Source organism: Streptomyces sp. SudanB182_2057, assembly GCF_964272715.1.
GTDB classification, from domain to species: Bacteria; Actinomycetota; Actinomycetes; order Streptomycetales; family Streptomycetaceae; genus Streptomyces; species Streptomyces rubradiris.
The window spans coordinates 38,651-52,905 of sequence record NZ_OZ186798.1 but is presented as its reverse complement, the minus strand read 5'-3'; the positions used below and the strand labels follow the sequence as shown (position 1 = coordinate 52,905).

Genomic DNA, 14,255 nt, shown 5'->3' with positions numbered 1-14,255 from the left:
GGTCCGTCACGGAGACGAGGCGGAATTCGTAGCGGTGGCCTTGGTCGTCGGTGAGCCAGGTCTGTGCGGGGTTGGGGAGCATCTTGGTGACGGTGAGGCGGGCGTCGGGGCCTTGTGCGTGAGCCGACGGTCGGGCCGTGGCGAGGATGTTGACGTAGACGGGGCTGCCGAAGCCGACGACGAAGAAGGGTCGGGGTTCGGTGGGGGAGACGACGAAGAAGAAGCGGGGCAGTCCGTGGGGGTCGCGTCACCGCCGGGCCCGGACGAAGCGCCGGGCTTCGCTCTTGTCGTCGGCGAAGGACGATGCGGAGCCGGGAACCGCCAGGTCTCCCGGGCGACGACGGTGGATTCGACGGTGATCCGGGGCGAGGAGGGACTCCGCGATCCGGGCGTTCGGCGCCTGTACCGTTTACCGGTTGGCCGAGCGTGCGTGGGCGGCGGCCACGGCAGTGTGGGCGCGTGTCCGGCCGGTGGTCGACACCGCGCCGGCCGCCGTCGATGTCGTCGCCGTGGTCTACGTGATGCGCGGCGCGTTACGCCACCACCTGCTCGCCGCCCGCCGCCACCTCTCCTGCGTTCTGCGCGGCCAGCCACACCAACCCGGCCTGGACGGACAGATCGTGCAGACGGCCGTCGACGACTACACCCGGCCGGCCGACGGGATGGTGACCGCCGACCTGCGCGCCTCTACCCGCGCCGTACCGAGGACCAGGCCGTGCTGCGCCCGCTACCGGACCGCCCCGCCGTACGAGCGGGCCCACCTCGCCGCCGACGCAGCGCGGACCGACTGGGCTGCCGTGCCCGGCCGCATCCCGTCGCCGTGCCTACTGCCTCGAGGCCGCGTCCGCGGCCGTCCCGTATCGGCCTGAAGGCCGGCCGCGTCCCGGAGCAGGGGACCGGCGTCGACACGGGAGCAGACCCGTCGGACGCTTGAAGCCGTCGCCGCCGCGCTCGACAAGCCCCGGGCCCCGGGGCCGGTGATCCTCGGGGGTGGCAGCCGGTGCGGAAGCGGCCCCGCAAGCCGAAGTCGAAGGCGGCGAAGAAGGCAGCGCTGCGCAGGCAGCGCGGGCGGCTGAAGGCCGCTGGACGGTGTCGCCTTGCCGCCGGGGCCGGTAGAACCGGATTGGCAGCGCTGCCGCGCGCCGCGACGTCCGTGCCCTGTGCCGGGTGCGGCACTCGACCGCCCGGCCGTGGTGACGATGCCGGGCGGATGTCCCCCGGGTCCGTCGTGGCCGAGGACCGGGGCACGGCCGGCCGGGGTGTGCAGATCGGACCCTGTTCAGGGACGCGCCCGACGGGGCGTTCGTACTCTCATCAGGGGCTGATCGAGTCCGGGCGGGTGCCGTCGCCGGTCTCCAGTGCGGTGACCAGCCGGTCCAGAGCCGGCAGCGCCTGGTGCAGTGCCGCTCGGTCGGTGTCGGACAGCTCCTCCACGACGCGGGTGAGCGCCGCGGTGCTGGCCCGGTCATAGCGCTCCAGCAGGTGAAGGGCTTCGTGCGACGCGGTGAGCACCACGGTCCGTTGGTCATGCTCGGGCCGGACCCGTTCCACCAGCCGGGCCGCGGACATCGCCCGCACCAGGTTGCTCACGGTGGACGGTGCCACCCGTACGCGTGCGGCCGCCGCACCGGGGCTGAGGCCCTCGGGCGAGGAGGACAGGGCCCGCAGCAGTTCGATCTGCGCCTCCGGCAGATCGGGCAACCCCTCGGCGTTGCGGGTGGCGCGCAGGACCGCGCGCCGCAGCGGCCCCAGGAGCCCGCCCAGTCCGGCCGCGACGCGCGCCGCCTCCGGCGCGCCGGAGGCGGCGCGGTCGCCCGTCTCGTCCGCCGCTGTGTCTGTGTTACGCATGCCACCATTGTGGACCGCGAAGATAAAGTTTTGTCACAAATATATTTTGTGGCACAGTGGTGTGTGGAGCGAGGGCACCGAACCGGCCGGACCCCATGCCGTCGGTGACCGCTCACAGCACAGCGAGGAGCACCACCATGACCACCGTGCACGACACCCCGACCGTCGAGAACCCCGTCCCGCCACAGGATCTGGCCGGTATCGTCGGGCACAGGTTCATCTACACGTACGCCAACGGCTGGCAGTACGAGATGTACGTCAAGAACGCCACGACCATCGACTACCGCATCCACTCCGGGATGGTCGGCGGCCGCTGGGTGAAGGACCAGGAAGTCGACCTGGTGCGGCTCGCCGACGACATCTACAAGGTGTCCTGGAACGAACCGACCGGCACCTCGGTCGTCGTCAACGTGCTGCCCCGTCTGCGGGTCCTGCACGGCACCATCTTCTTCCCGCAGTGGATCGAGCAGGACGGCAGCAAGACGGTGCTCTACCAGAACGACCACCTGGAGGAGATGCGCGCCTACCGGGACGCCGGTCCCACCTACCCGATCTACGTCGTCCCGGAGTTCGCCCGCATCACCCTGTTCGAGTACGTCGGCGAGAACGACGAGAGCGTCGTCGCGGTGGGACCTCAGGACCTGCCGCGGGGCTTCGCCGACCGGACCAACTGAAAGGGCGGCGTCACCCCGCCGCCTTCCGCGGTGGGTGACCCACGGGGGCGCGGTGCCAACCTCAGCCAGTGCGCGCAAGACCCCCTCAGAGCACCAGCCGGAGCAGATTTACGGAGCGACGGGTCGCGGTCGACAGTGCGCCGTGATGCCCGCGTCCTGTCCCGGATGCGCAACTCCACTGCCTGGCTGCGGTGACTCGACCGGGTCGGCGATGACGCGGGCGTCGGTCTTGCCATCGGCGCGGTAGCCGTCGGAGGCCCGGTTCACCAGAGGACCGGGGTGTGGAGGTCTGTCAGGCCGATGCCAGGCCGTGATGGTGGCCCTTCCCACTGCCGGTCCCCGCCCACATCCTGCTCATCGTGCTCGTGACACGCGTGCCAACGCCGTTCGTGCCACGGGCGAGCTGGCCGGCATCGCTCTGCACAGTGTCTCGTCCGCACTTCCCACAGGCCTTCATAGCGTGGTGGTCGTCAGGAGGGCTTGGGCAAGCCGGTTCCGGTGAGGCAGCCGTGAGGACGGCGTGGCGCCGCAGCACGGACCGGACGCCCTCCACCGCCAGCGACGAGCTGGTCCGTACCGCCCCGGACCGCTCACGCCGCCTCGGCGACTGCGGTCGCCCGGCCCCGCCGCTCCCTTCTACCGTCCATGCCCGCGCGGTGGTTGTGTTCTGTCCTATGAAACGCGATGGGAAAGCATGGATGTCGTTGAGCGCCGCGCTTCTGGTGTGCGCGGCCGCCCCGTACCCCGCCCTTGCGGCCCCCGCTGCCGCCCCTTCGGCCACGGCCGAGGAGCGACGGCTCGCCGGTCCCGTGCCGGGGGAGATCCTGCGGGAGAGCGGGTTCGCCGACGTGATCAGCGGTTTCGGCCGCGATCTGGCCACCGTCCGTACGCCCGCTCAGGCCGAGCGGGTAGTGGTACGTGACGGGCGGCGGCTGTGGCAGCGGGCCGTGGACCGGGTGCAGGGGAGGGGCCCGGCCGGTGGTGCGCTGAGCCGGGACGACGACCGGCCGCTGTACTGGGCGCGGCTGGGCATGACGCGGACGCTCCGGGAGTGGAAACCCGCCTTCCGTTTGTCCGGGAAGCAGCGCACGGACCTTATCGCCGAAGTCGAGCGGACCTCACGCGGACAGGACTCCGTCGACCTGCCGCCGGGGCGCGGCGTGAAGCGCGTACTGATCACCGGCTTCGACCCGTTCCAACTGGACGACGACGCGCGGCGCTCCAACCCCTCCGGCGCGGCGGCCCTCGCCCTCGACGGCACCACCGTCCGCACCCCCGGTGGGCTCGCGCGCGTGGAGGCGGTCGTCTTTCCCGTGCGCTGGGGGGACTTCGCGGACGGCACGGTAGAACGGACGCTCCTGCCGTACTTCCGGCCGGGGCCGCGGCGCGTGGACCTCTTCACCACCGTCAGCCAGGGCCGGCCCGGCCGCTTCGACGTCGAGCGCACCAACGGCGCCTGGCGCGGCGGCCATCCGGACAACGCGGACGTCTCCCGTTCGGAGACCGTACCCGTGCCGCCGGGCATCCCCACCGTCCACCCGCAGCCGCAGTGGACATCGACGACCCTGCCGTACGCGGCGCTCACGACGGCCCGGACCGGCCCGTACCCCGTCCACGACAACACCGCCGTCACCGAGATCCCGGTAGGCGGCACGGCCCCCGTGGTCCGCCCGAACGGCCCGACCCCCGGCTCCACGGCCCGCCAGGGCGGCGGGGGCGACTACCTCTCCAACGAGATCGCCTACCGCGCGACGCTCCTGCGCGACGCGCTGCGGTTGCGGGTGCCGGGTGGGCATCTGCACACGCCTGTACTCGAGTTCGGGGCGTCCAATGCGGATCCGGCGACAGGGCGGGTGAGTGATCCCGTCTTCGTGCGCAACCGGATGGCGATCGTGCGGCAGATACGGGCGCTTGTGGCTGTCGCGGCGGGTGGTGCGGCCGCTGCGCCGGGCGCGGCCTCTCGGATCCACTGACCGCCCGGTGTCCTCGACGCCGGACAGGCTGAATTCGCTGGTCACGGTCCGCACCATCCGGCCCGTCCGGCGTTTGAGGACGCGCCCGCAGGGTGCTCCCGCCGCAGGCGGCAACGGACCCCGGGGCTCGGGCGCGCTGGGGCAGCGCCACAGTTCCGGCAACGAGCGGGGCTGGGGAACAAGCCGCCCGCCTCACCTCCCCGAGCCGCACCGGGCAGGCTAGGGGCGCGGATTCCCCCGTCGACGGCGAAGGCCGCACGTTGTGTGAGTGCACGCGGACCATGACGTCGCGCAGCGGGCGCAGGGAGATGACCGGGGAGCCGTACTGGAGAGAGCCGCCGGCCCTCGTACGCTGAGCAGCCGACCACGCCGGCACCCCCGCCCCTGGGGACGGTCTTCCCGGCCACGACGGGGCAGGACCACCATCACTCTCGCTCCCGGGACGGGCGTCCCTGGCCCCGCTTCCGCGTGCGGCCCGCCCCGGCACCGGCTGCGATCGGCGGCCACAATGGCCGGGAGCGGCCACCCGGCGAGGATCGCTGCCGGGGCGCGGGAAGCGCCACCGGTTCGGGACATCCGGGTGGCAGGGCGGCCCTGCGCCAGGCGGGCCGTCCCCATCATCAGTGCCCAGATGGCGCGGGCGGTCCGTCGTACCGTGGGGTCGGTGCCGTCGAAGTCGCGCCGCGGACGGCAGCAGAGCCGAACAGGCGGCGTTCGCACGGGAGGACACCGAGCGAGTGTGCTGGCCCGCCACTCGGAAAGGGGCGCAGGCTGGTGGGCCGTGGTGTGGCGCAGGTGCGAAGACGTCGGCGGTGCCGAGCGCGTTGGCGATCCGGTTCGCCGCCGCGCCGCCTGAGATGGGCGGGGTGGGCACGGCGGTCTGGATGGCGTCGGCGTTCATCGTCTCACCCGGCCGGGCTGGCTGCTGCTCGCCTCCGACCGGCGCCTACGAATCCCACGAGGAAGTCGGCCACGACCTGGCCGTCTACCTGACCGGCACTCCGCACACCGCTGCCGAGCGCTTGGTCGACGACGCCGTCCGCCGCACGCACAACCTGAGCGACCCGTACACGGACAATGCCACCGCCCTCGTCGCCCGCATCACCTGTTGAGCAGATCTCACCCATGGACACCCCGTCCCCCCCACCACCGACACCCGCGACCAGCACATCACCGGCTTGCGCGCCACACCCCAGCGCGCCATCCCCCTGTTCAGAGCGAGGCGTCGTCCTCGCCGAACAGCGGTACCTGCGCCACGTCGAGGTCCGGGCGGATGCGGTGCGGCCGGACGGGGTGTCTCCACCGTCCGGTGCTGTCCCGGGCGACGTCGACGGCCACCTCCATCACCACGCGGGGCTCCACCAGGAGGACATCGAGCGCGCGCTGTGTTCCCCAGCCCGCCGAGAACGTCCACCCTGCCACGGATGCGCACCCGTCGGCGAGACCAGCAGATCGGCCAGGGAGCGGTCGGCGGACTGGGAGAGTGTGGTGCTGCGCCCGGCGTACTGCAGGCGGCCCGCTGTGTCGTAGCGGCCCAGCAGCACGGTCCATGGCGCGGTGAGTGAGCCGGTGACTGCGCCAATGATGGCTTCGGTGGTGGCCCGCACCTTGTACCTCCGCCACGATCGAGCGCCTCGGAGGTAGGGCTCGTCCAGCCGTTTGAAGCACAGTCCCTCCAGCCCGGCCGTCGTCCACTCCAGCCACGCGCGCTGCGGACGGGCCGGTGGTCGAGGGGCACAGCGTCAGCGGCGCCCCCAAGCTGTGGTCGGCGAACAGCGTCTCCAGCGCCGCGCGCCACCGCGTGTACGGCCAGTCGGTCAGGCTCGTCCCGGCGCGGAGAAGGTCGAAGACGACGTAGTGCGCCGGCCATTGCCGTGCCGCCTCGACGGCTCCGGTCCCGCGCCGGGCGAGGCGCTGCTGGAGCCGCTCGAACGCGAGCCGGCCGGACTCCCAGATTACGAGCTCGCCGTCCAGGCCGGTTTCGGCGGGCAGCTGTGCGAGGGCCGCCTCCCGGATCTCGGGGAACGCCGAGGTCATATCGGTTCCCTGTCTTGAGCGCAGCAGCGCCCGGTCGCCCGTGTGCACGGCGAGCTGGGCGCGGAAGCCGTCCTTCTCCAGACTGCGAGGTGTCTCATGAGACAGGTGAGGTCCTTGGCGAGCGCGGTCTTGAGCTGGGTGTTCGGCTATAAAAAGGCCCTCGCTACTGGGTGAGAACGCGGCCAGATACCCATGGACAACCCGCTGCCGGCCATCGACCGTGGCTTCTGCGGTGGTGCGTCGTTATAGGAATGACCTGCCGAAGGTGCTCCTCGGCGGGTCTCTTACGGATTCGTACCGGGAGGAATGTATGGGTGCTCAGGTGTCGGACAAGCGGGTCGCTGTCGGTCGGACGGGGGCACGGGTTGCCGCGGTGGGTGCCGCGATGGGGGTGGCGTTGGTGCCGGCTGGTGCGGCGCACGCGAATATCGGCGGGGTCGGTAACGCGGTGTTCGGTAACAGCTGCGCGAACGTGGGAGATGCGCAGGCGCGTGGTGCGACGGCGGCGTCCCCCGGCGTGCTCGGGGGCAATCTGGCGCAGTTGCCGTTGGACTTGCCGCGTAACCAGTGCGGGAACAGCGGCATCGTCTGCCTCGTCAACATCGGCACCGGCTGCGTCATCGTCTAGGAATACGGGTGTCGGTGATGGATACGGTCGTGCTGCCGAGTGAGGCGGTGCTGGAGCTCGCGGCGTTGAGCGGCCGCCACCTTCCGCTGCTGCGCCAGTGGGTGGCCGGGCGTCCGGAGGCCGGTGTGCCGCGGGCGCTGCTGGCGTGGGCGGAAGCGGACGGGCTGGGGGAGGAGGAGCTGAAGGCTCAGATGGCTGGCGCGTTCGAGGCCGCGAAGGCGGAGAACGGGCGTGCGGCCAGTCTCGTCTACGGCCTCTTCCTCGCCTTGCTGCGCCAGCACCGGCTGGCCGCGGAGCACTTGCTGCGGCACTTCGCCGACTACCCCGGTGACGAGGTGGCCGGTCTGATGCTGGGAGTGTTCCACGCCAGCGGGGATCCCGCTCTGCAGCGGGCGGGGGAGGCGCTGGTGGAGCGGCAGTACCGGTTGATGGGTCCGCAGTCGTGGGCGTGGGCGTCGTGGCTGTCGTGGGTGCGTGCGGAGCAGGGCCGGCCGCAGGAGGCCGTCGCGCTGTCCGAGCACGCGTTGGGCCTGTTTCCCCGCTCGGGTGCGGCGGTGCACGCTCGCGCGCACGCCGATCACGACCTGGGTGCGGGTGTGGAGTCGGTGGCCCGGTTGGACGGGTGGCTGGCGGCCAATCCTGAGGCGGTGCAGCTGCGGCACCTGAACTGGCATGCCGCTTTGCAGTCGATCGCCGTTGGTGATTTCCCCGAGGCGCGCCGACGCGCTGATGAGGTTCTGCTGCGGTCGGATGTGGGCATGCGCGCGGCAACGAACTGGCGGCTGCTGCTGGCAGGGCAGTGCCCGGCCCGCCTGTCGGAGCCGGATCACGTGCGGGAACTGCTGGCCGCACCTGGAGGGATGGCCGACACCCTGCACACCTTCAACCTGGCCCTCGCCCTGGCCTGCGAAAGTCAGGTGGAGGACCTGCAGCGCCTCGCGGTGACCGCTGAGGGCGATGAGCGCGCGGCGTTCCGCGAGGTGGTGGCGCCCGTGGTGCGGGCCCTGGCGTGTGTGTGCGCCGGAGCGCCCGGGCGGGCGGTGGCGTTGCTGGAGCCGCTCGCCGATGGTCTGGAGGGGCTGGGAGGTGTGCGGGTGGAACGGGAGATCGTCCAGGACACTCTCGCCCGCGCCCTGGCCGAGACCGGGCGGGGTGAGCGGGCCGCGGCCCTGCTGGAGGACCGCCTCACCCGGCGCACCCACCACCGCTACGAAGACCTCCTCCTCGCCGCCCGTCCGGCCGCCGGTCTTCCCGCTCCCCGCCCGGCCACGGCTGTGCCCGCGGCTTTCGCACGGTGACGTATCAGCTCCGGCGGCCCGGGTTTCTTCCCGGGCCGCCCCTTCCCGGAACACCTTCCCCCTTATGCTGCAGTTGGTCGTCGTCTACCTGCCCGGCAGCGGCATCGAGCTGCTGCACCCGGTCCTCACCGCCCTGGGATACACCCCCCGCGGCACACTGAACTCGGCCGCCGAACCCGCAACCGGCGCCCGCCCCGGCGAGGTCTACCCCCTCCTCGAGGCCGCTTACGGTACGGACGAAGCCGTACGCCTCCTGCAGGACTACCACCACAGCACCCGCGACCCCGCCGACCTGCAAGACGCCTGGAACGGCGCGGTGCTGACCCTGTGGCGGGTGTGGTGGCAGCGCCTGGGCCAGCCCGTCACCGCCCATACCCCCCTCGACCCAGCCGTCGAACAACGCCTGACCCGCCTCGACGACGCCCTTCTGATCAGCCTGCTCCCCGGCCGCAACGCCTGGTACGTCAACGAACTCGACCCCACCCGCGCCGACGCCGGCCTGCTGCGCCACTGGCACACGACCGGCCACCCGCCTGTCGTCCACCTCCACCGCGACCCCGGCGACCGGATCACCAGCCTGATCCAGCACCTGTGCCGCCAGGACGGACGCGTGGGAACCATCCCCGCTCACCTGATCTACCGGGACATTCTCACAGCCCTGCCCACCATGGACGCCCGCCTCACCCACGCCCTGAGCGACCCCCACTTCCCCGGCAACACCGCCGCCCTCCACACCGCCTGGCTACGCCACCACCCCGCCGTCACCACCCTTACCTGCGAAGAACTCGCCGGCCCCGACTACGGCGGCACCCTCCCAGCCCGACACGCCGCCCTCACCCGCCTGACCGCCGCGCTCGGACACCCGAACCCCGCACCGGACGACCTGCCCGGTCCCCCACCCGACCGGCCCGACCTGACCACCGGCCTCTTCCACCAGCACGCCGACCCCCACCACAAACAACTCCTCGACACCCTCCACGCATCAGCAGGCGGACACCCCGCGTCACAGCCGCGCGTTGGCACGCGCCCTGGGCTCCGAGCATGAGTAGACACAGGCCGAACTCGTAGTCACCGCTCGGTTGCCGACAGAACCCGACGCCACCAAGATCCCCGGCGGCCGCAGAACTCCGGACCAGAACAGGGCCACCAACCGCGTCCAGCGCTGCTTGTAGGGGCGGGACAACAGGACCTCCCCGCCGGGCGCCTCCAGCAGGTCAAAATCACCTTCTGTTGCCAGAACGGGCCCGATACCTCGCCGGGACGAGGCAGCGCGTCATGGGCCTGCGCCAGCATCGGCTCACTTGGTGGGGTCAGCACGGGCTCGATCTCGCGCAACGCTGCAGGCGCCCTTGGAGCGGCGGCACACCAGGACGAGCGAGTCCCGTTCGGCCGCACGTCCCGTCGGCACGCTACTGAGAGTGCCAGCATCGGCTCCGGCAGCGCCCGTCTCAGCGCTGCGTTGCCCCTTCCCGGATGGGGACGATGACGGAGGATCGCGCGGCGATCTGCTCGCGTAGGACGGCGTTCTCGGTCAGCAGCGTCGCGATCACGGTGGCCGCGGCGTCGACCTGGCCTTGGAGCTTGCGGCGCTCTTCTGCGCCCTTGTGCAGTCTTCGCCGTAGGTCGGTGATCTTCTCGTCGCGGCGGCGCTGGGCCAGCCCGGCCGGGCTGGCGGCGGTGCGGGCGTCCCACTCGGCGAGAACGGCGGTGGCCCGGTTCATGGTGGCCCGGCTGACCCCGGCCTCGCGCCAGAGGTTGTTCTTCGAGAGCTTGCCGTCGGTGCGCTCGGGCCGGCCCACCAGGAGCCGCTCCATCGCCTCCCGAAGGGCCTGCTCGGTCCGGTTCGTGACGGTCACTGCTCGGTCCTCCTGATTACGAGGTTGACCTCGTGGAGCTGGGCGTCCAGGTGGGTGCGGCGGCCGGGGGCGATGCCGGGGGTGTCCCGGAGCGTGGTGAGGGAGGCGTGCTCGGCTTTCCAGATCGGCAGGTGCTCGGGGGCGATGACGCTGTTGGCGCAGCGGGAGGGCTGGCAGCGGTCGATGAGCGGGCCGCGGTGGCCGTCGGGGACGACGGCGTCCTCGATGCACTTGGCGCCGGTGGGGTCAGCGTCGTTCATGGTGCAGTGGTTGAGCTTGCCGAAGCGCACGGAGATCCGGGTGCGGCGCAGGAGGTCGTGTTCGACGCGGACGTCGCCGCGCTGGGCGGCCGTGGTGGATTGGAGCTGTTCGGCCTGGTGGCGTACGGCGGCGAAGGCTTCGCGCATGCGGTCGGCGCCGGGACCGTAGCCGATGGTCTCGCCGCGGCTGTCGGCGTCGAAAAGGTCTTTGAGGCGTTCGAAGCGGCGCTCGGCGATCGCCTGGGTGAGGTGGCGTGCCCACTTGGGGTCGTCTTCCATGTAGCCCTGGGTGGTGCGGTTGGCCAGGGCGCGGGCGGCGGCGTGCTTGAGCTGCATGCCGACCGCGATCTCCGAGCCGGGGAAGTCCCGGGTCAGCATGGCCATGGTGCGGCGGAACCGCTGCGGGGTGACGTGCTCCTCCGGGATCTCGGGCAGGCCGGTGACGTTCCGGAACTCGTTGACGTGCCGCCGGAACCGCTCGGGTGCCCGGCCGCTGGTGAAGCTCTCGGTGTCGAAGCGGGCCGAGCCGAACGCCAGCACCTGGTGCTGGGACAGGCGGGAGGCCACGTCGATGGCCTTGGCGACGGGGTCGATGATCCACCAGTGCTTGACCGGCAGGTCCGGGTCGAGTTTCTCCTTCACCGACTTCACGGCCGGGCTGCCGAAGTACTCGACCACCGATCCCTTGGTGACGTCGCGGATCTCGCTGTCACGCATCATCGACAGCCCCGCCGTGAACAGGTAGCAGGCGTTGCGCAGCGCGACGGCTTCCTCCCAGACGCTTCGGGCGTCCAGCCCGAGGTGCCAGGGCCCGGTGCTGCCGTCCGGGCGCTGGACGAGTGCCAGGTCGGCCAGCAGTCCGTGCTGGGTCCGGCCGGCCGCGACGAGGGCTTCGATCCGGGCCCTGCGGTCGCGGCCGGGCACGGTCTGAGGGCCGAACGGTGAGGAGTACCCCCGGCTGGTGCCGACCATGAAGCTGAGCAGCGTCCAGTTGACCGGGCCGTCTGGGTGGCCCGGCGAGTGGAGCGGCACCTTGCTGGCCGGGTCGGCGAGCCAGGCGTCGAGGCACCGGTCGACTTCCTCGATGGGCCGGGGGACCGCCTGGTCACGGAGGCAGCGCCACAGCTCGGCGGCGCGCAGGATATCGGGTGCGAACTTGTCGATGTAGGTCCAGGCGGACCGGATCAGGGGAAACCACGTCTGCGGTGTGATCACCGGGGTGCGCAGCGGGATGACGGCGGGGACGTTCAGCACGGCGTTCGTGCTCTGCCCGGGCCAGGGATCCTTGGGCAGTCCGCCGCCGGCCAGGGCCGGGCGCAGGCGGTGCATGGCCTTGATCACGTGAATGTGGTTGAGGACGCTGGGGTCCTCGTCGCTCTCGCGGCGGTGCTCGATGTAGTCCTGGAAGTTGCGGCCGGTCCAGTCGCCGAGGTGGTGCGGCAGGCCATGGTCGGCGGCGAAGGCGGCCAGGGCCTTCACGTGGCCGATCCGCCCGACGACCGTCAGGGGCGACTTCGGGTCGGGCTTGAGGAGCACGCCGCGCTCCAACAGGGCGGGGTGGCGAGGGTTGAACCAGATCATGGCCAGCTCCCGGGCGAGGAGGTTCCATGCGCCCGTCAGGTCACGCAGGACCACCCGCATCGCGGTTGCCGGCCGGTTCGGGGCCTTGCGCAGGACGCCGTTGAAGTCCCAGACGATGGCGTCACCGAAGCGTGGGGAGGTCGCGCCGGGCAGCAGCGGCGTCGACTGGATGACCGGCTCGTCGGGGCGGAAGACCGAAGAGCTCGCGGGCCGGGGCTGGATCATGGTCATGCGTCGAACTCCACGTGCGCGGCGAGCGGGAGGTGCAGGGCCAGGTTCTGCTCGGTGATCTGCTGCCGGGCAAGGGCGATCTCCGCGTCGGTGCGGGCACTGATCGCCTCGGTGACGTTGACCCGGCTCTGGCCCCACAGCGCGTGGAAGTGCGGCGGGGACAGCCGCAGCCGCAGGCGCTCCAGGTGGGCGGCGAAGAGCAGGAGCTGAGGCAGGTTGGACGGCAGAACGAACGCGTTGCGGCACCCCAGGCAGCGGGTCGGCGCGACCGGACAGAGCTGCCCGGGGCGGCCGTAGGGCGAGTCCAGCGGGTCCTTGCAGCTGGAGACGCCCATGTCGAGCTGGCCGGCCCGCAACTGCTCGACCTGCTCCGTTGACAGGCCGAGCGCCTGCGCGGCACCGGCTTCGTCGAGCGCGGTCTCCGCCCGGGGCAAGAGCACCACCGGCCCGTTCAGGGCCTGGTTCAGCCAGTGCTTCTGCGCGGCGGAGATGACGTTGCCGGCGATCAACCGCAGGGTGGTGCCGTGTGCGTAGTGCCGGCGGAACGTCTGCTCGGAGTGGTCGTCGGCGATGTCGCTGACCCGGCCCTTGAAGGTGACGGCCTTCTCAACCTTCACCGACTTCCGCAGGCGCCGGATGTCCGGCGCGCCTTCGACGGTGATGCCCTGGGAGGTGAGCCAGACGCGCAGCGAGCTGCCGGCCAGCGGACTCATCCGGGAGACCTCCAGCTTGTTCGCCGTGGACACGGAGACCCGCAGGAACAGGGGCACCGGGTTCAGCCCGGCCCGCTCAGCGAGCGGCCGGCTCAGTTCCAGCGGCAGCTGAAGGGTCCGGCCGGCGTCCAGCCGCAGGGCGCCCGGATGCAGCACTGGCCCGGCGGAGGTGCTATCGGTGCTGAAGGCTTCGCGGGTGCGGCGGCGGGCCCGGTTCTTCGTGAAGTCGATCAGAACGCTGCGGGGCCCGAACTCGATGTCGCCCTCGGTCAGCGCGCTCACTTCCTCGGGTGCGCGACCGGTGGCGGCCATCAGCGCGATCCGGAACGGCTGGAGATCCAGCTGCGTGAGGAAGAGCCGACTCGCCAGGAAGCGCACGACGACGGCCTTGCCCGTCTGGACGGTGAAGCCCGCTGCCGCGACCGGGTCCCGGAGCGAGGCCGGCATCGACTCCCAGCTCGGAAGGCGCTCGGCGATCTGCCGGGGCGACCAGGCATCGTTCGCGACGGCCCAAAGCAGGTTCGCCGGCTCGCTCCAACCACCGTCTGCGGGGTCGATACCGAGAGCGGCGAGCGCCCGCCCGGCCCTGATCCGGCCCGCGATCGCCTGGCAGTCGGCCCAGGCCGCGTGCACCAGCTTCCTCTTGTCGGCCCGGGTGAACTCGTCCAGCTCCTGCGTCCGGCCACGGCGAAGACCAAGGTCACCGTCGACCCACCCGTACAGACAGGACGCGACCGGCCGGTCAGGGTGCTGGATGCGGCGCGCGACCAACGCCCGGACCCGTCCGGCCAGCATGGCGGGAGTCCGCGATCCTGGCGGATGCCGGGCGGGCAGCCGACGGATCCACTCGGCCACCGCGCGGTGCAGGCCCAGATCCTCGCGAGCCAGCGAAGCCGCGCGGGCGTCCGGCAGGGACTCCTCGACGCGCCGGCAGAAGTCCACGATCGCCTGCCGGTACTGCCGGCAGCTGGCCGCGCCGTACCCGGTGGCGGCCATCAGCTCGATCCACTCGTCGGCCAGCTCGGCCGCCAGACCGGTGCAGGTGAACGTGCCCGGGTCGACCCTGACCACGGCCTTCCGCCCACTCGTCTCCGCCGTCACCACCTGCCGCACCCCGATCCGGGACGGCTCGGGCGGTCGCATCCGGGGAACCGCA

Annotated in this window: 12 protein-coding genes and 1 pseudogene; 7 read left to right on the top strand and 6 right to left on the bottom strand. The window is 71.8% G+C overall.

The genetic code is table 11. From position 1 onward, the window contains the following. Nucleotides 1-416 precede the first annotated feature (416 nt). Nucleotides 417-869 carry a hypothetical protein gene (locus ACSURM_RS00250; protein WP_436952239.1) on the top strand — a complete coding sequence of 151 codons (453 nt, stop codon included), beginning with the start codon at nucleotides 417-419 and terminating at the stop codon, nucleotides 867-869. Nucleotides 870-1,314: 445 nt separating this feature from the next. Here the strand turns inward: ACSURM_RS00250 and ACSURM_RS00245 are convergent, their stop codons facing one another. Next, on the bottom strand, nucleotides 1,315-1,848 hold the full coding sequence (locus tag ACSURM_RS00245) for a MarR family winged helix-turn-helix transcriptional regulator (RefSeq protein WP_436952237.1): 534 nt from the start codon (nucleotides 1,846-1,848) through the stop codon (nucleotides 1,315-1,317). A gap of 137 nt (nucleotides 1,849-1,985) precedes the next feature. Between ACSURM_RS00245 and ACSURM_RS00240 the strand changes: the two genes are divergently transcribed. The 3 genes from ACSURM_RS00240 (at nucleotide 1,986) to ACSURM_RS00230 (ending at nucleotide 5,607) form a co-directional block, all read left to right on the top strand. After that, nucleotides 1,986-2,522, top strand: a complete 537-nt coding sequence (locus tag ACSURM_RS00240) for a phenolic acid decarboxylase (RefSeq protein WP_436952235.1) — start codon at nucleotides 1,986-1,988, stop codon at nucleotides 2,520-2,522. 698 nt (nucleotides 2,523-3,220) lie between these two features. Continuing rightward, nucleotides 3,221-4,495 carry a pyroglutamyl peptidase gene (locus ACSURM_RS00235; protein ID WP_436952234.1) on the top strand — a complete coding sequence of 425 codons (1,275 nt, stop codon included), beginning with the start codon at nucleotides 3,221-3,223 and terminating at the stop codon, nucleotides 4,493-4,495. Between the two features lie 812 nt (nucleotides 4,496-5,307). Further along, a complete protein-coding gene (locus tag ACSURM_RS00230; RefSeq protein WP_436952232.1) occupies nucleotides 5,308-5,607 on the top strand; it encodes a hypothetical protein in 300 nt (99 codons plus the stop codon). Nucleotides 5,608-5,707: 100 nt separating this feature from the next. On the opposite strand, the gene ACSURM_RS00225 is transcribed toward ACSURM_RS00230, so the two are convergent. After that, entirely contained in the window at nucleotides 5,708-5,917 is a 210-nt protein-coding gene (locus tag ACSURM_RS00225; protein ID WP_436952230.1) for a hypothetical protein, read from the bottom strand. A 357-nt stretch (nucleotides 5,918-6,274) separates the two neighbouring features. Then, nucleotides 6,275-6,613 (bottom strand): annotated as a pseudogene (locus tag ACSURM_RS00220) (ATP-dependent DNA ligase); the annotation flags it as partial. A 229-nt stretch (nucleotides 6,614-6,842) separates the two neighbouring features. Here ACSURM_RS00220 and ACSURM_RS00215 point away from each other — a divergent pair. The 3 genes from ACSURM_RS00215 (at nucleotide 6,843) to ACSURM_RS00205 (ending at nucleotide 9,503) form a co-directional block, all read left to right on the top strand. Then, on the top strand, nucleotides 6,843-7,160 hold the full coding sequence (locus tag ACSURM_RS00215; protein WP_436952228.1) for a chaplin family protein: 318 nt from the start codon (nucleotides 6,843-6,845) through the stop codon (nucleotides 7,158-7,160). Nucleotides 7,161-7,177: 17 nt separating this feature from the next. Next, nucleotides 7,178-8,458, top strand: coding sequence for a hypothetical protein (locus ACSURM_RS00210; protein ID WP_436960852.1), 1,281 nt, complete (start codon nucleotides 7,178-7,180; stop codon nucleotides 8,456-8,458). A 64-nt stretch (nucleotides 8,459-8,522) separates the two neighbouring features. Then, nucleotides 8,523-9,503 carry a hypothetical protein gene (locus ACSURM_RS00205; protein WP_436952226.1) on the top strand — a complete coding sequence of 327 codons (981 nt, stop codon included), beginning with the start codon at nucleotides 8,523-8,525 and terminating at the stop codon, nucleotides 9,501-9,503. 403 nt (nucleotides 9,504-9,906) lie between these two features. On the opposite strand, the gene ACSURM_RS00200 is transcribed toward ACSURM_RS00205, so the two are convergent. From ACSURM_RS00200 to ACSURM_RS00190, 3 genes are read right to left on the bottom strand one after another with little or no spacing between them, the layout of a single operon-like run. After that, nucleotides 9,907-10,314 carry a hypothetical protein gene (locus tag ACSURM_RS00200; RefSeq protein WP_436952224.1) on the bottom strand — a complete coding sequence of 136 codons (408 nt, stop codon included), beginning with the start codon at nucleotides 10,312-10,314 and terminating at the stop codon, nucleotides 9,907-9,909. Beyond that, nucleotides 10,311-12,386 (bottom strand): hypothetical protein, encoded by a 2,076-nt coding sequence (locus ACSURM_RS00195; protein ID WP_436952222.1) that lies wholly within the window; start codon nucleotides 12,384-12,386, stop codon nucleotides 10,311-10,313. Before ACSURM_RS00195 ends, ACSURM_RS00200 begins: the two co-directional genes overlap by 4 nt. Beyond that, nucleotides 12,383-14,242, bottom strand: a complete 1,860-nt coding sequence (locus tag ACSURM_RS00190; RefSeq protein WP_436952221.1) for a hypothetical protein — start codon at nucleotides 14,240-14,242, stop codon at nucleotides 12,383-12,385. The genes ACSURM_RS00195 and ACSURM_RS00190 overlap by 4 nt, the downstream gene beginning before the upstream one ends. Between the last annotated feature and the right edge of the window lie 13 nt (nucleotides 14,243-14,255).

Excerpts from the sequence above, each read along its gene's own strand:
- ACSURM_RS00215 (WP_436952228.1), top strand. The coding sequence starts at position 6,843 with ATGGGTGCTCAGGTGTCGGACAAGCGGGTCGCTGTCGGTCGGACGGGG.
- ACSURM_RS00190 (WP_436952221.1), bottom strand. The coding sequence starts at position 14,242 with ATGCGACCGCCCGAGCCGTCCCGGATCGGGGTGCGGCAGGTGGTGACG.
- ACSURM_RS00195 (WP_436952222.1), bottom strand. The coding sequence starts at position 12,386 with ATGACCATGATCCAGCCCCGGCCCGCGAGCTCTTCGGTCTTCCGCCCC.
- ACSURM_RS00240 (WP_436952235.1), top strand. The coding sequence starts at position 1,986 with ATGACCACCGTGCACGACACCCCGACCGTCGAGAACCCCGTCCCGCCA.
- ACSURM_RS00235 (WP_436952234.1), top strand. The coding sequence starts at position 3,221 with ATGTCGTTGAGCGCCGCGCTTCTGGTGTGCGCGGCCGCCCCGTACCCC.
- ACSURM_RS00210 (WP_436960852.1), top strand. The coding sequence starts at position 7,178 with ATGGATACGGTCGTGCTGCCGAGTGAGGCGGTGCTGGAGCTCGCGGCG.
- ACSURM_RS00205 (WP_436952226.1), top strand. The coding sequence starts at position 8,523 with ATGCTGCAGTTGGTCGTCGTCTACCTGCCCGGCAGCGGCATCGAGCTG.
- ACSURM_RS00245 (WP_436952237.1), bottom strand. The coding sequence starts at position 1,848 with ATGCGTAACACAGACACAGCGGCGGACGAGACGGGCGACCGCGCCGCC.